Consider the following 21,378-nt stretch of genomic DNA (forward strand, 5'->3'; position numbering starts at 1 on the left):
GGGGTATTTAAATCTAAACACTATGTCCCGCCTCTTTGTGTAAACCCCGTTGATTTTTATGGGGTGGGGGGGGGTGGGGAAAGGACTAAGCATCATCTCCAGGCTTGTCTGTGTGTGGTTCGAGGCTCGCATCCTTACTCATGCCAACCCGTTGAGCGCGATAAATTCCCACATTCCCAGAGCATAAATAGCTGCAAATACAAGCAATTCCCGCATAGCTAGCAGTCGGAGAGCCAAATAATTCGATCGCCATTAATGTCGAGGCTAGCGGCGTATTAGCGGCTCCAGCGAATACACCGACAAAACCCATCCCGGCTAGTAGCGGTGCGGGTAAAATTGTCAGCGGCGCGAGTGCATTTCCCAACGTTGCACCGATATAAAATAGTGGCGTGACTTCGCCGCCTTTAAATCCGGCTCCCAGACTGAGCGCAGTGAAAGCAATTTTGGCGGCAAAATCCCACGGGGGTAGTTGAGTATTAAAAGCACTCACGATCGTCGGAATTCCTAAGCCAATATACTTAGTCGTACTGAGCACTCGCACCGCGATCGCGACTAAGATTCCCCCAACAAAGGGACGAAATGGCGGATAGCTAATCTTCGCCTGGAAATATGCCGCGATTTGATGCGTTAGGGTGACAAATAGCCGCGCGGTGAGTCCAAAGATTCCCCCTGAAATAATCGACACCAACAGCCCCCAGAGAGTCATTTCAGGAACGATCGGGATCTGATAAACTTGGTGGTGTAGTCCCCATGCTAACGTAACTCGATCGCCAACAATTGCCGCGATCGCACAGGGAAACAATCCCTTGTAGCGCAACGTCCCGACAGTTAATACTTCTAACCCAAATACCATTCCCGCCAGTGGGGTGCCAAATACCGAGGCAAATCCGCCGCTAATTCCCGCCATCAGCACGATCCGCCGATCCAAGCCCGAACACCGATAGATTTGCGTTAACCTATCTGCCAGAGCCGCACCCATCTGTACCGCCGTTCCCTCCCTACCTACCGAAGCTCCAAACAAATGCGCGATCGTCGTACCTAATAATACCAATGGAGCCATCTGCAAGGGAATTATGGTCTGCGGATCGTGAATTTCACAGAGAATTAAATTATTGCCAGCGACGACACTGTTACCCCAATAATGGTAAATTAACCCGCTGAGTAATCCACCCAAAGGTAGTAGCCACAAAATCCACAAATGCGATTCCCGCCATGCTGTGGCTAAATCTAGGGTTGCGAGCAAGACTGCTGATGATGTTCCTGTTAAAATTCCGATCGATACTCCAACCAACACAGGTAGCGCAAGCATTTTCCACAGCCACCTTCCTAAATTCAGCAAAGATCTCAACCAGTTAAATTGCATCAAGAAAGTTAGGGAATAGGGGATAGCGAAAAGTGCGTTCTTGGGGTTTCCCCTGTCTTGTCTCGCCTTTTTTGACGGGGAACCCGTCCAAAGGCGAGCCGCAAGTAAAGCACCTTTTCAAGACAGGGGATCGGGAATCGGGAATAGTAGATAAAGGATGGGAAATAGACACCGATCTCAATGACCGTTTACTACTTTCCCTTTCACCATGAATCATTAATTAGTCTCGATCGAGAATAATTACGATAGCAACGCGGTAACATAGAGATCGGCGCGGATAGATAATTTATACGTACCGAATTCGTTGGCGGAGCCTCTCTGTTTGCGGAGCGTCCCGTTCGCGTAGCGTCTGCCTCCGCAGAAGGGAAAGAGAATCGCACCCAATTTAGCATCTATGCCAAAAAAATCGAGAAATTAGCATAATCGAACGATCGTCAAATCGATCGTTCGTTGGCGTAGCCTCCGCCTTGCGGAATCGCCACATCGTCCAGATAACTTTCAGTTTAGGAGCAATAAATTAAAATGCAATCACGCGCAGTCCGGGAAGGTTCGGTTGGATTGATGCTCATCGCCGGATTGGGAGTATTTGGTGCGGTTTTCATGTGGCTGAAGGGATTAACACCAGGAACTCAGACTTACAATATTATCGCGCAATTCGATCGAGCACCCGGAATTCAACCTGGTGGTGCAGTCAGATTTCGGGGGATTCGGGTTGGTAAAATCACCAAAATCGAACCGGGGGTTAATAGCGTTGGGGTGGTCATGCAAATGGACGATCCCAATTTGACAATTCCCAAAGATGTCGCGGTAGAAGTCAGTCAAACTGGATTGATCGGGGAACCCGTAATTGAAATTACACCGCGCAACAGTGTTGCTATTAATACTAGTTCGCTCGCCAAACCGTTAGAGAGTAAATGCGATAATAATGTAATTCTTTGCAATAATGCGAAAGTTGACGGACGGATTGGGGCGAGTTTTAATGAATTATTGCAGCGCGCGACTAAACTGATCGATTTGTACAGCAATCCGGAGGTACTCAAAAATCTTAATAACACGTTAATTAAGACAGGCACGGCGGCAGAAGACTTTTCTAAACTGAGTAAAAACCTGAATAAAGTTAGTACTGAGTTTTCTAGTCTGCCTAAATCTGTCGAAGCTGGATTGACAAATTTATCTGTTAAAGCAAACATTTTAACGACATCACTCGATCGCACGAGTACGAAAATTGGGCAAAGTGCCGATAAGTTTAGCGTGACGGCTGCGGAACTGACAGCCACAGCCGCCGAATATAAGAAGCTAGCTACATCTGTCAATAGTTTAGTGGTCGAAAATCGGAAAACTTTTGCATCTTCGCTCAATAATTTCGACAAACTGAGTGTCGATTTACGCAAAACAGTTAATTCGATAAATCCCTCGATCGTCAAATTGAATACGACAATTTCTAAAATCGATTCAGATAAGCTAGCGAAGGATTTAGAAGGTGTTTTAAGTAATGCCAATCAAACATCGCTCAATTTGAAAAAAATCACCGATAATTTAAACGATCCTAAAACATTGTCAATGTTGCAACAGACATTAGACTCCGCACGAGTCACATTCCAAAACACTCAAAAAATCACATCCGATCTAGACGATCTCACCGGGAGTCCTGAGTTTCGATCGAATCTTCGCAACTTAGTAAATGGTTTGGGTAAATTAGTCTCTTCCGCCGAACAACTGGAACAGCAAGCCAAATTAGCACAAACGATCGAACCGTTAAATAAATCGCTCGGCAATATCAGTCAACTACCCGCACAAAATTCAACCACTCTCATTTATAACAGTCCCGAACTCATCAAAAACCCAACAACCCCACCAACATATCGATTGCAAGAAATCGGTAAACCTTTACCTAAACTCACTCCTGAAACTCAGCTAGAACTAATTCCGATTCCCAACGATTGAGTAAGAAGTAAGAAGTAAGGAAGGAATACTTATTTACTCAAAACTTACACGATCACGGAATAACTAATAAAATATTACCAGAACTTATTTCTATCCACTATTCACTATTCACTATTCCCTATCCACCTTGTAATAACCAAATGCCACTATTTGTAATCCCCGAATCATCGGGAGTTATTAGAAGAAAATGTAAGCCATGCACGAGTCGTTTCCGTGCTTCGTAAAGTTTAGCGGCTTGAGAAACTTCCGCGTCATTAAAAGTCAACATCACCCACCGATCTGCTAAACCTGCATCCAAAACTAAACCACCCGGATCGTCGCCTAAATAATTGAGGCTGACAGGCTCCGTATCGGCAATCCACCGCGCCAATCGCATCGATTGTCTCCCTCCATAAATAATTACACCAGGGATGGCTACCTTCGCACCTAACCCCCAGTGCGGTGGTAATAGGTAGTCTGGCATTGAGACGATCGGCATCGGTCGATCGGCAAAATCTGCTACTAATTGTCCGGCTGTGAGCGTCGCAAATTGCCACTTATCTCCAATTAAATAATCGGGAATCGGTAATGGTGGGGGCGACTCGATCGCCAGTGGTTGATAATTAGGGTTAGCATAACTGTGAGCTTGTTGCTTGAGTAATTTTTTTAGGGCGATCGTCCGTCGCGTCGCTACAACTTCAATGCCTAATTTTTCTCCAGCAGATCGAATTAATCCTAAGCTTTGCGGGCGAAAAACTTGAATTACTTGAGGTAGCTCGTCTGTTGCTACTAATTTTAGCCGATCGGCAAGCCAATCTGCATTTACCTGTTTTTGGGGACAGATAGCCGTGCGATCCCAGCCGCCATCTGCGGCACAAATTGTCAATTCCCACAGGGTTTCGCCGCGATCGTTTTGTTGGGGACGACTAGAGATATCTGCTTGCCAGATGGTCATTTGAGGTGTAGAGTGCGTGGGAGGTATTTAACACAGATCCACCTCCCACTATACCAGCTCCACCAAAACCCTCAACAGAGCTGTGCGGTCGATTCTCAAAATTGTTGATATTTATTCTCAATATGTATTGACATCTATTCTCAATATATGTATAGTAGTCTACATTACCTAAATTTACCAATTGCCAGCAGTCAACTACTTAGAATTTTAGCTATCGTTCGGAAACGGATGATTGACGGTTCATTTACGCCTTCTAGCCATTGGATTTAGTGTTCTCCTCTCTAAAATTAAGGATCGGTCAATCGGATGATGAGATGATACTCATCATCCGATTTTTATTAGCTAATCTAATTAAGATTAAATCTCAATTAGATATCAAACGCTGCTACTCCTTACTCTCATCTAATCAAACACCACAGTCTTATTCCCATATACCAGCACTCGATTTTGAAGATGATAGCGCACCGCTCGCGCCAAGACGATCCGTTCGAGATCTTTCCCTTTGCGGATGAGATCTTCCACATCATCGCGATGGGTAACTCTGACGACATCTTGCTCGATAATCGGCCCAGCATCTAGCTCGGAAGTCACATAATGACCCGTCGCACCAATAATTTTTACTCCCCGCTCGTAAGCCTTATGATAGGGATTAGCACCGACAAAAGCGGGCAGAAAAGAATGGTGGATATTGATAATATTATGACTGGGGAATCGATCGATAAATTCCGGACTAATAATTTGCATGTATTTGGCTAGAATTACCAAATCGATCCGATATTCCTGGAGCAATTCTAGTTGTCGTTGTTGCTGTGATTGCTTATTATCAGCAGTAATTGGTAGATAGTGATAATCGATGCCAAATTGCTTGGCGATCGGTTCGAGGTCGGGATGATTGCTAATAATTAAAGGAATCTCTGCTAAAAATTCTCGCGATTGTTGTCGCCAAATTAAATCTAACAAACAGTGGTTCTGTCGGCTGATCCAGATTGCCAGCCTGGGTACGGCATCAGAAAACCGAATTTGATAAGTACCATTTAACGGTTGGGCGATCGCACTAAAAGCTGGCTCGATTAGTTCGCGAGGTAAATTAAATCCTTCGATCTGCCATTCGATCCGAGTTAAAAATAAACCTGCATTAAAATCGGTATGATGGTCGGCATGGACGATATTACCGCCATTGCTGTAAATAAAGTTAGCAACTTTGGCAACTAATCCGCGCCGATCGGGACAAGAAAATAACAGGGTGGCTGTAGGTTTCATCTACTTCAAGATAGGAAATGGGGAATAGTGGGTCGATCGAACGGTGAGATTTAACTAAACCAAGTTAATTGTCCTTCTGTACACACTGCATCTAATGGCAAATCCCAAGCATCGATCGGCAGTGAATCTACATAGGCAAAATCGAAGACAATGCCGATCGTGGGGATCTTGCGCCAGTGCGGATCGGTACGCAATCGATCGTAATAACCGCCCCCATAGCCCAATCGATAGCCGCACCGATCGATCGCTACGGCTGGAACCAAGAGCAGATCGATGTTTTCGACTGGAAGCTGTGGTAATTGCGGATCGGGTTCTAGAATACCATAATGTCCATTTACCAGAGGTTGTAGAGGCTGCCAGCGATGCCAGTACAGATCTTTACCGATGCATCTAGGTAGTCCCCATTGCTTGGTAGTATGGGTGAATAATCGATCGAGTGTTGGCTCTTGACGATTGCTTTGATAAGCTAGAATTGTGCGGGCGTTAATAAATTCGACACAGTTTGCCAGTCGATCGCAAATGCGATCGCTCGAAGATTGCCAGTTATTTACCGATAAGGCTTGTCGCTGTGTCAGTAATTTGCGGCGTAATAGCTGTTTCTGGCAATTAAAGAGCGTCATTTTAGGTGTTAAAGCTAACTACAATCCGCCAAATCAGTCATGCCGATCGACTGAATCTCTAGCTAAAATTCAAGAATGAGTTTGTCGGTCTATCGATCGATATTTTCAGAGCCGATCTAAGTATTAAGTTGACAGGATTTTACTTGACAGCAGAGTTAAGTCACATTATGGGTAACTTGCCTGTAATCGATCGTCGATTATTTACGATCGATTATTTTTAGAGTTATGTATAGGTCGTCACCAACATTATCATATTAATATGGCAATCAAATCTCCCCCGGTTGAATCATTAGCCCAACATTTATCAAAAGTCTTAATGGATCGTCGAAAACTAGCTAAATTAGAAGTAGACTTTATTCCTCAAAGTAGGGCGAAGTGGGAAAAAATTCTCAACGATCGAACGACCGATCGCGAGCAAGCCGAAAATGCGATTAATGCGTGCTATCTATACGCTGGGATAGATCGAGCGCGAATTTTATGGACTGAGAACCCGCTCACCGCCATGAAAATTTTAATCGACCGACCAGACTTAGTAGATGTCGGCAGTAAAATCTTACACCAAATTTCCGACAGTTGCGATCGGCAAATCGAGCAGCAAATTGCCCCAGAGTTTATTCATGTTGTTAAGGCTTATGCCAACCCGCGTTCGCAAGTGGTGGGCGAACAGCAAAAAATGGCATTCGATTTACTGGGAGATTTTTTAAATCAGATCTTAATCTATGAGATTCAGAAAAGTTATCCCCAGCTCGATCCCACATTGTTACCCGCTACCATTCAAGATTATCGGATTGCTTATTTAAGTTATTTTGATTACTTTCATCAAATTGGCATCGATATTCCTCAGATTCAACTCCTCGTCGATTTAGCACGTTCTTGTGGTTGTTGTTGGGCATTTGAAAATATTACGATCCTAACGCCCAAACCATCGGCAATCGAGTTTAACGATCGCGGCGAACTCATCGCGCTGGTTTACGATGGGATTAATATTCTCGACTAGTAATTTTGGGCGTAAGTAAAGTTACGATGGAGCGGGAAGCGGGGAGCAGGGATGAAGGATTAAGGATTAAGGAGTAAGAAAATTGAGATCGATCGTGACTAGATCTGGATTTGTGGCATAATAGGGGGGCAAAAGTTACCAATCCTCGCACCCGATCTATCCTGAGAGATCGCAGTGTGCTGTTTGACTACACCGATCGCATTACCGATCGGTGGTTTCGCCAGCAACTCAACTATACTAATCTGTCAACTAAGGATGTCGAAATGCCCCTACTTACGACTGGCAAGCCATTTATCCGCGATCTAGAACAATCTGGAGCAGTGGGGGTCTATGCCCCTCTAGAGGGCGGCTATGAAGGTCGCTATTTACGCCGATTGCGGGCGACTGGCTATGAAAGTATGACTCTTTCCGCTAGAGGATTGGGTGATTTGGGCGCGTATCTGACAGAGGTACATGGCGTGCGTCCCGCTCACGTCGGCAAAAAAGAAATTCGGACCTATTTCATCCCACCCATGCTAGAAACCCGACTGGCGACACTGCCAGCTACGGCTAAAGGCTTGGTATTATGGTTGGTAGACGGACAGGTGCTATCGAGTCAAGAATTAACTTATCTCTCCCAATTTCCGACGCTCGATCCGCGCGTCAAAATTGTGGTTGAATTAGGTGGCGATCGTCAATTTCGCTGGGTCAAACTCACAGATCTGCTGGCTGGCTAAGCTAGATTAGTGTTGGACTCTCCAGTTATAATCAAAATATCTCCCAGCAACTAGAAGATTGATTTTTAGCATGAGCGCAATTACTCCCAGTCAAGTTAAAGCCTCGATCGAAGCAGGTATTCCAGAAGCGATCGTCCAAATTACCGATTTGACAGGTGGCGGCGATCATTATCAAGCTGTGGTAGTTTCTGCCCAATTTGAAGGTAAATCTCTCATCCAACAACACCAGTTAGTATACAGTACCGTCCGCGCTGAAATGGCGAGTGGCGCGATTCATGCTTTGGCACTGAAAACTTACACGCCAGCGACATGGCAAGCTGAAAACTAATAGCTCATCGCGGTTAGGCACTATTAAGCGATAATCTCGATCGATTTCAAGCTCGAATATATTCACTACGATCTTAAATATCTTCTTATGACGACACCTACAACTGAAAAAATCGACAAGCTCCTAGCAGATCACAAAATCATGGTGTTCATGAAGGGCAATAAATTAATGCCCCAATGTGGATTTTCTAACCAAGTGGTACAAATTCTGAATATACTTGGCGTACCTTACGAGACATTAGACGTATTAGCAGATCCAGAAATTCGTCAGGGTATCAAAGAATATTCTAACTGGCCGACAATTCCCCAAGTATATATCAGCGGTGAATTCGTCGGCGGATCTGATGTAATGACCGAACTTTACCAAAAAGGCGAACTCCAACAACTGGTTGAAGTAGCATTGGCAAGTTAGTAAAATAGTAGTCTAAAGGCTAACAGTTATCGACTAATCGTAAAATCGGTCGATAACTATCGATCGAATTTCGAGAGTTTCTAGATAATTTAGTAATAATCTAGCTCCCTCTGAAGTTCGACACGTTCAAAGTTGGAAGGATCGGATACGTACCGCATCGTTTCCTCCTCAAGTCGATTGATTTGATAAGCTTCTAACGCACTGGTATTCCGCAATGCCGATATATACCCATCAAGATACAAACGCAAGTCATCGAAGCGATAACCTCGATGCCACATTTCGACTAAGGCATCAGTAATTTTTTGGTAGTGCCCGATCGTTTCTATAGATTGCAGCATGGCTAAATCCCTCGACATACTAAATAGGATATATCAAAATCGTTCGACTGAGCATAAATCTAACTTACTGTGAATTGCCGATTGCTGCTGTGCGTGAGATCGCTACTTGCAATTAGGGATTGCTACAGATTTTGGCTAGATCTAAATTTGTAGTGTCGATCGGCTTACAATTAAGATCGCTGAGGCATTAGCGATTGTTCCTCAGGTTGGCAACTATATCTCGCCAGATCGTGCAGATTTATATTATCGAAGGCAATCAAAACTTGCGCTCTCTCCTCGCTTGGCATCTACAACAAGCCGGATATCAGGTGCAACAAATTTCCACGCTCGATCGAGCTTACCAGTATTGCGCTCGACAATTACCAACCCTGGCAATTGTCGATTCAGATTTTCCCGATGGTGAAGGAATCGAATTTTGTCAGTGGCTGTACCCGCAAGGGAGTTCGCTAATTTTAATGATATCGGCGCGCATTCGCGAAATCGATTTAGTCACCGCGCTTCAGACAGGTGTGGATGACTACCTTAAAAAGCCATTTGGGATGCCAGAATTTTTAGCACGAGTGGCAGCTCTACTGCGCCGTAACCGCATTGCAAAGATCGTCCCGATGGATATGACGTGTGGAGATTTACACATCGATTTAGTGCGACGGTGCGTGTACCGCAACCGTGCGGAATTACTCGCCGCAGATGCGCGCCATTCTCGCTTGGAGCAAAATGCACCGAGTCAGCACCAGCCATCGCCACAAATGAGAATCGACCTCAGCCCCCAGGAGTTTAGCTTACTGATCGTCCTCGCGCAAGCAAATGGTCGATCGGTACATCGCAATGAATTGCTAAAACGTGCCTGGGATATCGATATCGATAATCCCCGCACGGTCGATAGTCACGTTTTGGCACTACGGAAAAAGCTCGGCGATCCCGATCCGATCGAGACTGTACGCGGTGTCGGTTATCGGTTAAATTATTAGAATAGCGACAAAAATGTTAAGATCCCTACACAATCGTTGACGATCGCGAGACAATAGTAGTAACCGAAACGAGTAATGAAGATGATTAGCCGTCAAGCCGTACTAGAATATCTCAACAAGCATCCCAATTACTCTGCATGGCAGATGCGACTGCATTTCTTACAAGCCAGTCGCCAACCTGAGAGCCAATCGCCTATCTCAATTGGTTCGATCGCCAACCAGCTCAATTATATCCTGCGCGACCTCGAAGCGATCGGTACTATTTCCCCAAGTCAAGAATCTAGATCCCACGATCCGCAAGCTGAGAGCTTACACCAACGCCATAACTATCGTCAGGACTATGTTACCGCTAAGTCTGTAGAAGTAGCCGATCGAGAGCAAAATAACTAGCTCTTGGCACTCTAGCTCCAAATATCAAATTCCGCAGCGTAGAAACTTACTATTTTTTAGTAGTCCAGACATTACTAAACATCATCAGCATCGCCCCGATTGAAATCAGGATCGCCAATCCGCCCGCGATCGCGTTTTGCATTGTCTCGTCAATAATCATATCTGGTAGCTCCCTACAATAAAGTATATATTAAGACCATTCGACTAATTTTCAGATCGATCGACGCACTGAATCTCGATCCCATTGATAGCTAGCTTGCTCACTAATTATAGTTGTAATTACCGATCGTCCCCGTTTCGATACGACTGTTTTTAATGACATCTTCATAACCGAGCGACGGCTGGGTATACTCAGGATAACAGAGCGTTAGCGTAGCCGAGCCGCTATCGAGATCGATTAATTATGTCATTACAGCACCTGCAACCATTTCAAGTAGATCCCAATCGCGTAGAGCAACAAGAGATTGCTAAATTGGTCGCGACAATTAGTAGCAATAGTAAAATTAGTGAAATTCAATCGCTGTTACATCGCAACATTTCGTTGTGCGCTTATTTATTTAATGCCTATATCGACTACGACGAAATTTATTTTCTGTCGAATAACATAATTACCAACGAAGATAACCGTCCCGATTATATCTGCGGTTGTTTTAATTATCGTAAAGGCATTAGTTGGCATGTCATTATCTGTTCTGGTTCTTTGGAACAAACTTGGGACGACGAGCTACAGCTCACACCAGTAGCCAAGTTAGCTTTCGATAAGTTGCATTATTGTACTAATAATTTAGCACAAATTTTAGTAGAAAATCATCTCATTGATGAAGTCGATCCCGATACTATTAATGGATTATTAATCATCGGACAAGACCGAGAATTTTTCAGCAATCGTAAAAAGCAAGAACGCAAGCGCGATATCAACCAGAATTCACTAGTTAAACTGAGAACTTATGGTGCTTTCTTACGAAAATTCAATAAGCACAACAAGCAAAGTTGGTTGAATATGCCAGTTACCGATTTGCTCGCGAAATTGAGGAAGTAATGGGAGAGGGGAGTGAGGAGTGTGGGAAGTGTGGGAAGTGTGGGAGGAGAAACTAAGGAACGCAGTTCCAAAGCCTAAAACCTAAACCCTAGCTAAATTACGATCGATCATGGCATCTAGAGTGTTATCTTCGATGCATCGTCGTTCCGAGCAGTAGGTTGTCAAATTCACCCCATTCATCATTCTGACACTACTGACTCGCACCCGAAAATCGTCGGTAATAAACCAGCATCGCTCTTGTCCTTGATTGTTATCGTATTCTGTCTCGATCGTCAAAATCCCATCTCGACCAAACCAATACCGCGAAATTACCGGAATTTTTTCGACATAACCGCGATCGCGAATTAGTTTACCAGATAATTTGCTCTCATCGTCGGGGACATCGATTAGTACCGCTCCATAATCGGCATTTGGCGGTTCTTCATCGAGATTGGCTTGCCACATAAATAGTCCTCCACCCATAGCACGCGCGGGATCGATCGATTGTTGCTCGCAAATTGTCGCAACTTTAGGATCTGTGGGTTCGATAACGCGCACGATTAAGTTTGATTCTCCCGACTCATCCGCTACCAAATCGAAATGATGAACCGCACGGAGGGTAAGCCAAGTTCCCGCGCTTTTGCGAAAGAAGTCCATCATATTCATGGGGGGAATTAGAGACATGGGGGGAGTTAGTAGATAAGTGGATAGTCTTAGGGGAAGCCGGGTGTAAGAAAAGTAGATTTGAGCAATGTCTATTATCGATTTTTGTACCGATCGATTGCCTAAACTGACCTTTCCACTATAAAGTTTATAAATAATGAGTTACCAAAAGCAACCTTGAACGATTCTGCGATCGCCAGCTCCGAAATTTTAGCAACTATTCAGGCGGGAGGATCGATTTCCCAGCTAGATCTGTATCGACTTAATTTTAGCAGCATCGATTTACCAGGTGCTAACCTGAGCCGATTAAATGCGATCGGGGCAAACTTTCGGGGAGCTAATCTCAGCGGAGCCGATTTAAGCGGAGCCGACTTGCGAGGAGTCGATTTAAGCGATGCCAACTTGAGCGATGCTAATTTAGAAAAAGCCTATCTGAATCGATCGCAGCTCTACAATACCAATTTGACTGGGGCAAACTTAACTGGTGCGAAATTACAAGTCGCCAAATACGACGATCGTACCATTTGGAGCGAAGGATTTGCCTATAAATCTTCCGGCGCGATCGGCCCTGGTGCGATTCTCAATGGTGCTTACTTAAATACCGCCAATTTACGCAATGCCGATCTCAGTGGTGCAAATTTACTGGGAAGTTATCTCAGTGGTGCCGATTTGACAGGAGCCAATCTGCAAAATGCGCGGTTGAGCGGTGCGACACTCCAGATGGCATATCTGACTGGTGCTTCATTACGCAATGCGCGATTGAATGGCGTAGATTTACAAGGTGTCGATTTGCGCGCAGCCGATTTGAGTGGCGTAGAAATGGAACATGTCAATAGTATTGCTGGCGCAGACTTTAGCCGCGTGCAGGGACTCAGCGACGCGCTCAGAGCGACATTATTAGGACGCTCGGCGGCAGAACTAGACGTTTGGAATGCTTTTACGCGGCGTACCGCCAGACAAAGTTTAACAATCTAATCGCCCGGTCGATCGAATGTTCATTTTAATTAACTCAAACTTTTGAAATGAGCGAGCGGCTGGCGGGGAATTTATCGACGATCGATTGAATTTCTGTAATAATTGTAATGATATCGCTCTAAATCGAGTGATGGCAGTTATTATGCAGAATTGGTACTGCCGAATTTATAGGCACCATGTGGGTATTATAAATAAAGAACTAGTTAAATAGTCTAATTTAACCAGTCAAGTGTCAACTTATTTAACAATCTAATGATTGACAAATTGCTCGATGCTCCATTAGAAGTTGGTGGTTCAACACCAATGCTACTTTTAGTATTAGTTGCCTTAGAAGCCGTCTTATCGGCTGATAATGCCGTCGCGCTGGCATCTATTTCTCAAGGATTAGCCGATGATAAATTACGCCGTCAGGCATTAAATATCGGCTTAATTCTCGCTTATATCCTCCGCATGACGTTAATTTTAGCAGCTACCTGGGTAGTGCGTTATTGGCAATTTCAAGTTTTAGGTGCAGCATATTTATTGTGGCTGGTATTTCAATATTTTACATCTAGCAAGGGAGAAGATGGCGAACATCACGGCCCAAAATTCACTAGTGTTTGGCAAGCAATTCCCACGATTGCAATTACCGATTTAGCTTTTTCGTTAGATAGCGTAGCGACAGCGATTGCGGTTTCTACCGATACTTGGTTGGTGATTAGTGGCGCGACGATCGGAATTATTATCCTGAGATTTATGGCGGGACTATTCATCAAGTGGTTGGATGAATATACTCATCTAGAAGATGCGGGTTATATTACTGTGGGTTTGGTTGGGATCAAGCTATTAGTCAAAGCCGCATTCCCCGATTTAGAGATTCCTGAAGCATTGGTAGTTATTACGATCGGAGCTATTTTTGCTTGGGGTTTTTCTCAGCGGAAAGATACGCCTGTAAAGCTACCTGATGCTGGTGAATAGCATAATTCATTTGGGTAATTTGTTCGGCATGAAATGACGGCGGCATTAAGCTATGAATGCGATGATCCAGTCCGTCATTCATCACATCTGCGGGTAATTCTGAATGATCTAAGCCTAATGTATGCGCGATTTCATGGACGATTGTATTAGCAATTAAATTGGATAATTGATTGGCTGATAATTGCGCGCGATCGGCAGTATTAAGAATTTGGTCTAATCTGACGATCGCTCGATCTGTAACTCCACCCGGACAAAAACTAGCAATACCTAAATAATCGACAGGTTCGCGATCGAGAATCAAACCGATATGTGTAAATCTATCTCCCCACTGTTGCGGATCTGGAGGATCTGAAGTTAGAAAAACATTAATACTTCTAAAGGCACTAAAGACTTTTGCAAACACATCTTTAAGTATTTCTAACAGCATCGAATCTGTTTGGGTGTCGGTATCTTCCCAACAAGCATTTACCCAAATACAATGAGCTTGCTTGGGTTTTCCTTCACTTAAAATAGTACCGCATTGCGGACAAATTCGCCAATTAGGTTCGATTCGCAACCGACAACTCAAACATTTTAATTTAACAGGACGAGTAAGATCGATCCGCTCCCAAATTGGCAAGCGATTTTTATCGATCTTTCTATTGAGATTGAGTCTTTGGTACATTTAGGGGATAGGATGTGTATACACGTCTCTTGAAACAAGCAGAATTGGTGCGAATCCCCCTGTCTTGTCGGTTTTTTATTCGGGGGGAACCCCCGAATAAAACCGCCGCTAAAGCCCCCTTTTCAAGGGAGTTGGGGGATTCAGATCTCAAAACGAAGTCTACTAGATTTGTGTACATAACATAGTAGGGTGAATAGTTACATGACATGAATTGACAAAAATGGCTCAACATTTTAGGTGTATTGAGCCATTTTAATTACATTAAAATTAGATATAAGATTTAACTAATTCACCGATACCATTGACATTAGTACCATTACCGATTGCTGCCATTTTCCACTCGTCATTATGACGATAAACCTCGGCTAACACCATGCCAGTCATACCTTGATAATCTTGACCGGAAAGATTAAAACGAGCTAATTCTTTATTGTCAGCTACATTTACCAACCGCACAAAAGCATTTTCAATTTTACTGAAATCTTGCTTGCGAGCTTGACAATCGTAGATATTGACAACAAATACTAGCTTGCTAATCGTATTGGGAATCTTCGATAAATCGACAATAATTACTTCATCATCACCATCACCCGCACCAGTCCGATTATCACCTTGATGGATAATCGAACCAGAAGGATGACTGAGATTGCCAAAGTAAATAATATTTTGATTATCGGTAAATTTACCAGCTTCATCCAGACAAATTACCGAAGCATCTAAATCGTACTCCTCACCTGCTTTATTCCCAAAATTACTAAAAAATCCACCGCCAGCAGGTTTGACTACATCCCAACCCAAACCGCAGATAATTTTAGTCAATCCTGGAGCTTCTTTTGATAAAGAAATTCGCTGTCCTTTTTGCAAACTAATTGCCATAATCGATCCCTCCTATTGGCTCTATAATTGTTATGCAGGTTGATAGCGATCGAGTAACGCTTGCAAACCACCTTGATAACCAGCACCGACAGCATTCAGTCGCCATTCGCCATCTTTACGATAGAGTTCTGCCATAATTAGTGCAGTTTCCGTCGAGTAGTCTTCTACTAAGTCATAACGCACGACTTCTTGCTCGTTTTGAAGATTGACAATTCGCACGAACGCATTCTGCACTTGACCGAAATTTTGCTTGCGTTCTTGAGCATCATGAATCGTTACCGTCACCACAACTTTCTCAATTTCGGGAGGAACTTGCTGTAACTTAACCTTAATTACCTCATCGTCGCCAGATCCAGCACCTGTAAGATTATCGCCAGTATGCTCGATCGATTTTGCCGCATCTGGACTGGTAAGATTATTATAGAAAATGAAATGCTTGTCAGAAATTAATTTTTCGTTACTACCGATTAAGAATACCGAAGCGTCGAGATCGAAATCTACACCCGTATCGACTGCTTTAACATCCCAACCCAACCCCACGAAGATTTCTGTCAATCCTGGCGCGATTTTATCTAAAGATACGCGTTGTCCTTTGGCTAATGATACTGCCATAATTTAATATTCCTTTGCTGCTATGTTAATTTCGCTCAACTGAATGAGACCGATCTGGAGCTACTGTTTTAATGCTACGTCAAGTATTCCCCAATTGGGGGAAAATATCGCGATCGTTAATCTAACAGCCGCTATTGCCCACCACACCAATCGAGCCTCAACCAGTCTCATCGAGCGCAAATCACCGCATTGACGATCGATGAGAACCATATTTGCGAGTGTATACTTGTGTAAACTCTGCCCCGAATAACATAATTTGGACTGAATAGTAAATCCACGCTAACACAGTCACCACCGATCCGGCGGCACCATAAGTCGAACCAAAACTACCATTACCCAAGTACAAGCCGAGCAGTTCCTTACCGATACTAAATAAAATTGAGGTAAACAGCGCGCCAACTAAGACATCTTTCCAGGCAATGTTAATATCGGGAAGATACTTATAAATCAGGGCAAATAATAATGTAAATACACCCAATGAAACCCCCACATTGAAAACTTTCCAGAAAATTTCTAACGCAGGAAATAGTTGATTAGTAAATGTACTAATTCCAGCTAAAAGTGCGCTAACTACTAACGAAACCATCAAAATAAAACCGATGGTAATTACCATTGCAAACGAAAAGATTCGTTTGCGAACCACTGCTTTAACTCCAGCTTGTGGCGATGGCTCCACATTCCACACCGTATTTAAAGAATCTTGAAGCTGAATAAACACTCCAGAAGCTCCAAATAATAAAGCCAGCGTGCTAATTATCGAAGCAACAATGCCATTCCCTGCTTGGGGATTTTGGGTATTGGCTAACGCCGTCTGCACCACCTCTGCGCCTGCTTTACCCAACAATCCTTGGATTTGGGCGACAATTTCACCTCTGGCTGCTTCTTCCCCAAATACAGCCCCAGCGACAGCTACGGCAATAACAAGTAAAGGTGCGATCGAGAATAATGTATAGTATGCCAGTGCAGCGGCCATTTGGTCTACTCGATCGCGCTGCCATTCATCGATTGTTTCTTTAATTAGTCTCCAGATTCTCTTCAAACTCATACAGCTAGCAATAATGATATTTATCATCTATTTCTAGCAGTTGGCGATCGATTTACTCTCTATCTAAAGGTTGAATTATTATAGTGGGCGATCCAACATCGGCTAAAATAATAAGTTAGAGTTTCTTATGAATCACATGGCTAGACGTACCGACTTACGGATGCAATCTCTCGTCACAATCCGTTCCCTATTACAAACCATGATTACGCTAGCATCTGCATCATTGGGTTTTGTATCAGCACTCGCCTGGAATGATGCGATTAAGGCAACATTTAAGAAATTCCTCCCAGAAGGGGAATCTTTGCCTGCACTCTATATTTATGCAGCAGCAGCAACTATTCTCGCCATTAGTGTGGTGGGCTTTTTAAGCTGGGTTGCTTCAAAAATCGGTGGAGAAGCAATTATCAATCGAGAAGTCGATGGTTAAAAATATTATTGTTTTAATCGATCCTACGTTATTGGAGCAATTTTCCCAATCCGTGCTAATTTTTGAGCATATAATTCTCGATCGAGTTGAGCTTCTATTTCTGCTAGTTCTCTATTAAATTCAGCAATTTCTCTACGAGTTTGACGGAGATTTGCGATCGATCTTTCGCGAGTAGCAAGATCTGGTATTTGTGGGCTATTCATTTAAGGAAGTCTCCAAGTTGAAAGGATTTCTTCGATGCTACGCTCCCAAGCTGGAATTCTGGTTTCGATCCGTTCTTTGGAATCCAGTACCAGTTTGGCTAAGGCAGCAGATATTTCTGGTTGAGCGGTGGCTACTTTCAATTGTAAACTACTGAATCGAGAGAAGGCATCGCTCGCTTCTTGAGCAACGGTTTTGAGTTCAGTGATGACTACTAATGTTTCTTCTACTTCGCCAAACCTTGTAAATAGCTGCCATTCAGTTTTAGTAGCAAGGTTGACCATCGATAGACATTGAGCTTTAATAATCGCGATACTAGCAGCCGTGTTTGGAGGTAAGGTTGCCAAGAGCAGTTCCGATCTATGATGTTCTGTGTGTATTTTACAATATCGATCGAACATCTACTCACAATTCACCCACTAGCGATCGAACATCATTATCCCAAATTATCACGATCGATTCTAGTGGAGCTGGGCGAGTTCGGTTGAGATCGAATTTAGCGACAATTACACAGATTCTATATTTAATAGTCAATATTAAACATTGGATAGATCGTCGCTACTGGACAATTCAATTTCTTCAGTAGTTGGAAACTTTAAGACTATTTTCCATTCTCCACCAAGGGCTGTCACAACATTAGCCAGCTTACCTAAGGTGATACTTTCAGGATCGTTTTCTAATTTCGACACCGCCGATTGTTGAACTCCTAGACGCTCGGCTAAATCGGATTGCGACCAGCCTAATTCTTCTCTCAGCAGCCGAATCATATTAGATTGTTTTAATAGTTCTTGAGTTTTTGCTTCGATTCTAGCTCTCCGTTCGGGCGGTAATTTCTGCATTTCCGAATCAAAAGTAATCATTAGTTCAGATCCTCTAAAGTTTCAAGATGTTTAGTATATCTTTGTTCGGCGATGGGAATATTCTTCTTGTACCATCGTTTATCGCCCGTTTTATTTCCACCGACTAAAACTATGGCTTGACGGATCGGATCGAAGGCAAATAAGATTCGCCAAGGTTCCCCTGAATGTTGAACTCGCAGCTCTTTGAGATTTGGATACTGGCTACCCTGGAGTGTATCGACATAAGGTCTTCTCAGTAATGGGCCTTCTTGTTTTAACAATCCCAGTCCTGCCAAGATTGAGTCTTGCACATCTTCTGATTGCTCGTAGAGCCAATCTCTAAAGGCTGGATGAAAAATAATTATCCATTCCATATGACTATAATATTCCATTTTGGAATAAAGTCAACAGTCGATCGATCCTAGTGAAGATGGGCGGGTTCGTTTGAGATCGATCGAATTTAGCGATAATTATTTGCATAAACCCGCACCTACAGATCCTATATTTAATGGTCGATCGAGTAATTACAAGTGTTTGAGATGGTGGGTAAATTAAATTAGACATATTCACCAATTCATATCAGAAATTTACTTTATACAAAAATCAACGCCACTTTTGCTCAAACCTTTGCAGATTTTTCATTGTCAATTTAGTTTGATGCCATGAAAGACAAGACATAGCAAAGACACCTAAAAATGCCAAGCATCCACCCACTAAATATATTTGTGATAAAGGCAAGCTTGTAGCTTATTTCATGTTTTGCGATTGAATAAACTGAATTACAAAGGGTATACTAAATATAAATCCATACCGAAGTAAGCCAACTAAGAAAAAGTAACTAAGAAAACCTTTTTCGATCTTCTTAGAAGCTTCTTGTAGTGTAGGATATTCTGTATGTCTATCAATGCCAATATATTCTCCATCAATAAATATTTGACAGCCTAGATCTAGAATAGTCCCAATTTTCGTGGCAAATCTTACTTCTATTTCTTTTTCTATGTTAGAGAAGTAGTAGTTAGCATGGATAGTTGGCCAATATCCATCAGTAACTTTTGCATGTTTGAGGGCTACTCCATCGACTTGTAATTCATAAATTATCTGACTCCTCCCTTTCATGATAGCTTTAGTTCTAATTTGATGTCCCTGGCAATATATATCCCAATTTTTTATCATAATATCCCATTATTTTGTTGTTTTAATATATGAGAAAAAAATTTATAGCTGATAGACACTATTAGTATTCCCAAATATGTTTAAAATTAATCAATAATAAGTTTTCAAAATACAGAATAATTACTAAAAAACCGAGCCTAATTATAGACTCGGTTTAAATTCTTAACTGTCAGCTAATTTAGACTACAGCTTCATCTCTGACTAATTTCTCCCAGCCGAGATCCTTGAGATTCTCATTCCGGCGGAGGGGACGAGTTACCAATTCCAAAATATCGCGAGAATTAGTGAAACCGTGCATTTGCGCGAACGTAAACTCTACCGACCATTTCGTTGTGATTCCCCGTGCTTCGAGCGGATTCGCATGAGCCATTCCGGTGATGACTAAATCGGGTTTCTGGGCGTAAATCCGTTGTAACTGATTATAGTTGTCGGGTTTCTCCATGATTGTTGGTAGTGGCGAATTCATTTCCCGACAGGTTTTTTCGAGGAGGGCGAGTTCGGCTGCTTGGTAGCGTTTGTCCATGTAGGGAATGCCGATTTCTTGAACTGTCATCCCACAGCGAATCAGGAACCGCGCCATCGAAACTTCTAGGAGATTGTCGCCCATGAAGAAGACGGATTTGCCGCGAATCAGTTTGACGTATTCTTCCACGCCTTCCCAGATTTGGGCTTCGCGCTCGTCTAAGCCTTGGGGTTCGATATTAAATACCGAACAGATTTTCTCAATCCAGGCGCGGGTTCCGTCAGGCCCGATCGGGAATGGTGCGCCAATTAGTTTACACTTACGACGGCGCATCAGTGTGGTGGCGGTGCGACTGAGGAAGGGATTCACGCCAACGACGTAGTAGCCTTCTTCGAGTACGGGTAGCTCGGTAAAGCGTTTAGCGGGGAGCCAGCCAGATACTTTAATTCCTTGTTTTTTCAGTTCAAGTGTCAGGTTGGTGACGACAGGATCTGGTAATGAGCCGAATAATACTAGCGGCGGATGATCTTTATATTCTGAGTCGGAAATGGTGACATCTTCTTTCTTGCGTCCGAAGTTCATCAGTTTGGAGATGGCGTTGCGCTCATCTTTGTCTTCCTGAGCCACAGGAGCCTTCTCAGGACACCGCGCCGCCATTGCTGCGAGGACAGTATCTTCACCTTGGGTAAAGGCATAGTCTAACCCATTGGCGCGGGCAGTGACGATCGGAATTCCCAGTTCAGCTTCCAAGCGGGGAGCCAAGCCTTCCAAGTCCATTTTGATAATTTCGGTGGTACAGGTACCAATCCAGACAATTACGCTGGGGTTGCGATCTTTTTTAATCTGTTCGCACAATCTTTTGAGTTCGGCGTAGTCATTGAGCTGCGCGGAGATATCGCCTTCTTCCAATTCTGCCATCGCATAACGCGGCTCGGCGAAGATCATTACTCCCATCGCGTTTTGGAGGAAGTAACCGCAGGTTTTGGTACCGATGACGAGGAAGAAGCTATCTTCGATCTTTTGGTATAGCCATGCTACGCAACTAATCGGACAGAAGGTATGATAATTACCAGTTTCACACTCAAAATTTAACGCCTGTGGCTCTGCTGCAACAGTCATATAGTATTCTCCTTTAAATATAATAATTTTTAATTGGTTGGCTGCGTTTGAGGGTGTACCCACCCCGTCGCTACGCG

Annotated in this window: 28 protein-coding genes; 11 read left to right on the forward strand and 17 right to left on the reverse strand. The window is 43.4% G+C overall.

Translation table 11 applies throughout. The annotated features are described in order from the left end of the window. Positions 1-85: 85 nt before the first annotated feature. Complete coding sequence (locus RMO79_RS05185; RefSeq protein WP_310481990.1) at positions 86-1,363, reverse strand: voltage-gated chloride channel family protein; 1,278 nt, start codon at positions 1,361-1,363, stop codon at positions 86-88. A 522-nt stretch (positions 1,364-1,885) separates the two neighbouring features. Between RMO79_RS05185 and RMO79_RS05190 the strand changes: the two genes are divergently transcribed. Continuing rightward, a complete protein-coding gene (locus tag RMO79_RS05190) occupies positions 1,886-3,307 on the forward strand; it encodes an MlaD family protein (RefSeq protein WP_310481991.1) in 1,422 nt (473 codons plus the stop codon). Positions 3,308-3,425: 118 nt separating this feature from the next. Here the strand turns inward: RMO79_RS05190 and RMO79_RS05195 are convergent, their stop codons facing one another. The 3 genes from RMO79_RS05195 to RMO79_RS05205 all read right to left on the reverse strand — a co-directional run bounded on the left by RMO79_RS05195 (position 3,426) and on the right by RMO79_RS05205 (position 6,121). Continuing rightward, positions 3,426-4,241: a Tab2/Atab2 family RNA-binding protein gene (locus RMO79_RS05195; RefSeq protein ID WP_310481992.1), complete on the reverse strand. Its 816-nt coding sequence runs from the start codon at positions 4,239-4,241 to the stop codon at positions 3,426-3,428. Between the two features lie 402 nt (positions 4,242-4,643). Then, on the reverse strand, positions 4,644-5,501 hold the full coding sequence (purU, locus tag RMO79_RS05200) for a formyltetrahydrofolate deformylase (protein WP_310481993.1): 858 nt from the start codon (positions 5,499-5,501) through the stop codon (positions 4,644-4,646). A gap of 50 nt (positions 5,502-5,551) precedes the next feature. Beyond that, positions 5,552-6,121 (reverse strand): 5-formyltetrahydrofolate cyclo-ligase, encoded by a 570-nt coding sequence (locus tag RMO79_RS05205; protein WP_310481994.1) that lies wholly within the window; start codon positions 6,119-6,121, stop codon positions 5,552-5,554. A gap of 259 nt (positions 6,122-6,380) precedes the next feature. Here RMO79_RS05205 and RMO79_RS05210 point away from each other — a divergent pair, with 259 nt between their 5' ends. The 4 genes from RMO79_RS05210 (at position 6,381) to grxD (ending at position 8,573) form a co-directional block, all read left to right on the forward strand. After that, positions 6,381-7,118 carry a hypothetical protein gene (locus RMO79_RS05210; protein ID WP_310481995.1) on the forward strand — a complete coding sequence of 246 codons (738 nt, stop codon included), beginning with the start codon at positions 6,381-6,383 and terminating at the stop codon, positions 7,116-7,118. A gap of 263 nt (positions 7,119-7,381) precedes the next feature. Further along, a complete protein-coding gene (locus RMO79_RS05215; protein WP_310482016.1) occupies positions 7,382-7,834 on the forward strand; it encodes an NAD(P)H-quinone oxidoreductase subunit N in 453 nt (150 codons plus the stop codon). A gap of 70 nt (positions 7,835-7,904) precedes the next feature. Next, positions 7,905-8,162, forward strand: a complete 258-nt coding sequence (locus tag RMO79_RS05220) for a BolA family transcriptional regulator (RefSeq protein WP_310481996.1) — start codon at positions 7,905-7,907, stop codon at positions 8,160-8,162. An 87-nt stretch (positions 8,163-8,249) separates the two neighbouring features. Next, positions 8,250-8,573: a Grx4 family monothiol glutaredoxin gene (gene grxD, locus RMO79_RS05225; RefSeq protein ID WP_310481997.1), complete on the forward strand. Its 324-nt coding sequence runs from the start codon at positions 8,250-8,252 to the stop codon at positions 8,571-8,573. Between the two features lie 89 nt (positions 8,574-8,662). Here the strand turns inward: grxD and RMO79_RS05230 are convergent, their stop codons facing one another. Beyond that, positions 8,663-8,911: a DUF6761 family protein gene (locus RMO79_RS05230; protein ID WP_310481998.1), complete on the reverse strand. Its 249-nt coding sequence runs from the start codon at positions 8,909-8,911 to the stop codon at positions 8,663-8,665. A 206-nt stretch (positions 8,912-9,117) separates the two neighbouring features. Between RMO79_RS05230 and RMO79_RS05235 the strand changes: the two genes are divergently transcribed. The 3 genes from RMO79_RS05235 to RMO79_RS05245 all read left to right on the forward strand — a co-directional run bounded on the left by RMO79_RS05235 (position 9,118) and on the right by RMO79_RS05245 (position 11,308). Beyond that, on the forward strand, positions 9,118-9,879 hold the full coding sequence (locus RMO79_RS05235; RefSeq protein WP_310481999.1) for a response regulator transcription factor: 762 nt from the start codon (positions 9,118-9,120) through the stop codon (positions 9,877-9,879). Positions 9,880-9,954: 75 nt separating this feature from the next. Then, positions 9,955-10,269 (forward strand): hypothetical protein, encoded by a 315-nt coding sequence (locus RMO79_RS05240; RefSeq protein WP_310482000.1) that lies wholly within the window; start codon positions 9,955-9,957, stop codon positions 10,267-10,269. A 403-nt stretch (positions 10,270-10,672) separates the two neighbouring features. Further along, entirely contained in the window at positions 10,673-11,308 is a 636-nt protein-coding gene (locus tag RMO79_RS05245; RefSeq protein ID WP_310482001.1) for a hypothetical protein, read from the forward strand. An 81-nt stretch (positions 11,309-11,389) separates the two neighbouring features. Here RMO79_RS05245 and RMO79_RS05250 read toward each other — a convergent pair whose 3' ends face one another. Continuing rightward, positions 11,390-11,971, reverse strand: a complete 582-nt coding sequence (locus RMO79_RS05250) for a phycobiliprotein lyase (RefSeq protein WP_310482002.1) — start codon at positions 11,969-11,971, stop codon at positions 11,390-11,392. Positions 11,972-12,127: 156 nt separating this feature from the next. Here RMO79_RS05250 and RMO79_RS05255 point away from each other — a divergent pair, with 156 nt between their 5' ends. Continuing rightward, positions 12,128-12,925, forward strand: coding sequence for a pentapeptide repeat-containing protein (locus tag RMO79_RS05255; RefSeq protein WP_310482003.1), 798 nt, complete (start codon positions 12,128-12,130; stop codon positions 12,923-12,925). Positions 12,926-13,177: 252 nt separating this feature from the next. Next, on the forward strand, positions 13,178-13,882 hold the full coding sequence (locus RMO79_RS05260; RefSeq protein WP_310482004.1) for a TerC family protein: 705 nt from the start codon (positions 13,178-13,180) through the stop codon (positions 13,880-13,882). Here RMO79_RS05260 and RMO79_RS05265 read toward each other — a convergent pair. The 4 genes from RMO79_RS05265 to RMO79_RS05280 all read right to left on the reverse strand — a co-directional run bounded on the left by RMO79_RS05265 (position 13,815) and on the right by RMO79_RS05280 (position 17,079). Continuing rightward, the gene (locus tag RMO79_RS05265; RefSeq protein ID WP_310482005.1) at positions 13,815-14,546 is read right to left on the reverse strand and encodes a peptidase M10A and M12B matrixin and adamalysin; all 732 of its coding nucleotides are present in this window, start codon (positions 14,544-14,546) and stop codon (positions 13,815-13,817) included. The genes RMO79_RS05260 and RMO79_RS05265 overlap by 68 nt on opposite strands. A gap of 267 nt (positions 14,547-14,813) precedes the next feature. Next, positions 14,814-15,422 (reverse strand): TerD family protein, encoded by a 609-nt coding sequence (locus tag RMO79_RS05270; RefSeq protein WP_310482006.1) that lies wholly within the window; start codon positions 15,420-15,422, stop codon positions 14,814-14,816. A gap of 30 nt (positions 15,423-15,452) precedes the next feature. Continuing rightward, on the reverse strand, positions 15,453-16,034 hold the full coding sequence (locus RMO79_RS05275) for a TerD family protein (protein ID WP_310482007.1): 582 nt from the start codon (positions 16,032-16,034) through the stop codon (positions 15,453-15,455). Positions 16,035-16,215: 181 nt separating this feature from the next. Beyond that, a complete protein-coding gene (locus RMO79_RS05280; protein ID WP_396136529.1) occupies positions 16,216-17,079 on the reverse strand; it encodes a YihY/virulence factor BrkB family protein in 864 nt (287 codons plus the stop codon). 136 nt (positions 17,080-17,215) lie between these two features. Between RMO79_RS05280 and RMO79_RS05285 the strand changes: the two genes are divergently transcribed. Continuing rightward, a complete protein-coding gene (locus RMO79_RS05285; protein WP_310482009.1) occupies positions 17,216-17,506 on the forward strand; it encodes a DUF5654 family protein in 291 nt (96 codons plus the stop codon). Positions 17,507-17,529: 23 nt separating this feature from the next. Here the strand turns inward: RMO79_RS05285 and RMO79_RS05290 are convergent, their stop codons facing one another. The 7 genes from RMO79_RS05290 to RMO79_RS05320 all read right to left on the reverse strand — a co-directional run bounded on the left by RMO79_RS05290 (position 17,530) and on the right by RMO79_RS05320 (position 21,301). After that, entirely contained in the window at positions 17,530-17,709 is a 180-nt protein-coding gene (locus tag RMO79_RS05290; protein WP_310482010.1) for a hypothetical protein, read from the reverse strand. Further along, positions 17,710-18,054: a hypothetical protein gene (locus RMO79_RS05295; protein ID WP_310482011.1), complete on the reverse strand. Its 345-nt coding sequence runs from the start codon at positions 18,052-18,054 to the stop codon at positions 17,710-17,712. Between the two features lie 58 nt (positions 18,055-18,112). Further along, on the reverse strand, positions 18,113-18,241 hold the full coding sequence (locus RMO79_RS05300; protein WP_310482012.1) for a hypothetical protein: 129 nt from the start codon (positions 18,239-18,241) through the stop codon (positions 18,113-18,115). Positions 18,242-18,243: 2 nt separating this feature from the next. Further along, positions 18,244-18,567 (reverse strand): helix-turn-helix domain-containing protein, encoded by a 324-nt coding sequence (locus tag RMO79_RS05305; protein ID WP_310482013.1) that lies wholly within the window; start codon positions 18,565-18,567, stop codon positions 18,244-18,246. Continuing rightward, positions 18,567-18,920 (reverse strand): type II toxin-antitoxin system RelE/ParE family toxin, encoded by a 354-nt coding sequence (locus tag RMO79_RS05310; RefSeq protein WP_396136530.1) that lies wholly within the window; start codon positions 18,918-18,920, stop codon positions 18,567-18,569. Before RMO79_RS05310 ends, RMO79_RS05305 begins: the two co-directional genes overlap by 1 nt. 373 nt (positions 18,921-19,293) lie before the next feature. After that, positions 19,294-19,719, reverse strand: a complete 426-nt coding sequence (locus RMO79_RS05315; RefSeq protein WP_310482015.1) for a hypothetical protein — start codon at positions 19,717-19,719, stop codon at positions 19,294-19,296. A gap of 178 nt (positions 19,720-19,897) precedes the next feature. Beyond that, positions 19,898-21,301 carry a ferredoxin:protochlorophyllide reductase (ATP-dependent) subunit N gene (locus RMO79_RS05320; protein ID WP_310482017.1) on the reverse strand — a complete coding sequence of 468 codons (1,404 nt, stop codon included), beginning with the start codon at positions 21,299-21,301 and terminating at the stop codon, positions 19,898-19,900. Positions 21,302-21,378: the final 77 nt, after the last annotated feature.

The sequence above is a fragment of the Chamaesiphon sp. VAR_48_metabat_403 genome (assembly GCF_031422475.1).
Classification (GTDB): domain Bacteria; phylum Cyanobacteriota; class Cyanobacteriia; order Cyanobacteriales; family Chamaesiphonaceae; genus Chamaesiphon.

Coding starts and splice junctions, on each gene's coding strand:
- RMO79_RS05185 (WP_310481990.1), bottom strand. CDS start 1,363: ATGCAATTTAACTGGTTGAGATCTTTGCTGAATTTAGGAAGGTGGCTG.
- RMO79_RS05190 (WP_310481991.1), top strand. CDS start 1,886: ATGCAATCACGCGCAGTCCGGGAAGGTTCGGTTGGATTGATGCTCATC.
- RMO79_RS05195 (WP_310481992.1), bottom strand. CDS start 4,241: ATGACCATCTGGCAAGCAGATATCTCTAGTCGTCCCCAACAAAACGAT.
- purU (WP_310481993.1), bottom strand. CDS start 5,501: ATGAAACCTACAGCCACCCTGTTATTTTCTTGTCCCGATCGGCGCGGA.
- RMO79_RS05205 (WP_310481994.1), bottom strand. CDS start 6,121: ATGACGCTCTTTAATTGCCAGAAACAGCTATTACGCCGCAAATTACTG.
- RMO79_RS05210 (WP_310481995.1), top strand. CDS start 6,381: ATGGCAATCAAATCTCCCCCGGTTGAATCATTAGCCCAACATTTATCA.
- RMO79_RS05215 (WP_310482016.1), top strand. CDS start 7,382: ATGCCCCTACTTACGACTGGCAAGCCATTTATCCGCGATCTAGAACAA.
- RMO79_RS05220 (WP_310481996.1), top strand. CDS start 7,905: ATGAGCGCAATTACTCCCAGTCAAGTTAAAGCCTCGATCGAAGCAGGT.
- grxD (WP_310481997.1), top strand. CDS start 8,250: ATGACGACACCTACAACTGAAAAAATCGACAAGCTCCTAGCAGATCAC.
- RMO79_RS05230 (WP_310481998.1), bottom strand. CDS start 8,911: ATGCTGCAATCTATAGAAACGATCGGGCACTACCAAAAAATTACTGAT.
- RMO79_RS05240 (WP_310482000.1), top strand. CDS start 9,955: ATGAAGATGATTAGCCGTCAAGCCGTACTAGAATATCTCAACAAGCAT.
- RMO79_RS05245 (WP_310482001.1), top strand. CDS start 10,673: ATGTCATTACAGCACCTGCAACCATTTCAAGTAGATCCCAATCGCGTA.
- RMO79_RS05250 (WP_310482002.1), bottom strand. CDS start 11,971: ATGTCTCTAATTCCCCCCATGAATATGATGGACTTCTTTCGCAAAAGC.
- RMO79_RS05260 (WP_310482004.1), top strand. CDS start 13,178: ATGATTGACAAATTGCTCGATGCTCCATTAGAAGTTGGTGGTTCAACA.
- RMO79_RS05265 (WP_310482005.1), bottom strand. CDS start 14,546: ATGTACCAAAGACTCAATCTCAATAGAAAGATCGATAAAAATCGCTTG.
- RMO79_RS05270 (WP_310482006.1), bottom strand. CDS start 15,422: ATGGCAATTAGTTTGCAAAAAGGACAGCGAATTTCTTTATCAAAAGAA.
- RMO79_RS05275 (WP_310482007.1), bottom strand. CDS start 16,034: ATGGCAGTATCATTAGCCAAAGGACAACGCGTATCTTTAGATAAAATC.
- RMO79_RS05280 (WP_396136529.1), bottom strand. CDS start 17,079: ATGAGTTTGAAGAGAATCTGGAGACTAATTAAAGAAACAATCGATGAA.
- RMO79_RS05285 (WP_310482009.1), top strand. CDS start 17,216: ATGGCTAGACGTACCGACTTACGGATGCAATCTCTCGTCACAATCCGT.
- RMO79_RS05290 (WP_310482010.1), bottom strand. CDS start 17,709: ATGAATAGCCCACAAATACCAGATCTTGCTACTCGCGAAAGATCGATC.
- RMO79_RS05305 (WP_310482013.1), bottom strand. CDS start 18,567: ATGATTACTTTTGATTCGGAAATGCAGAAATTACCGCCCGAACGGAGA.
- RMO79_RS05310 (WP_396136530.1), bottom strand. CDS start 18,920: ATGGAATGGATAATTATTTTTCATCCAGCCTTTAGAGATTGGCTCTAC.
- RMO79_RS05315 (WP_310482015.1), bottom strand. CDS start 19,719: ATGATAAAAAATTGGGATATATATTGCCAGGGACATCAAATTAGAACT.
- RMO79_RS05320 (WP_310482017.1), bottom strand. CDS start 21,301: ATGACTGTTGCAGCAGAGCCACAGGCGTTAAATTTTGAGTGTGAAACT.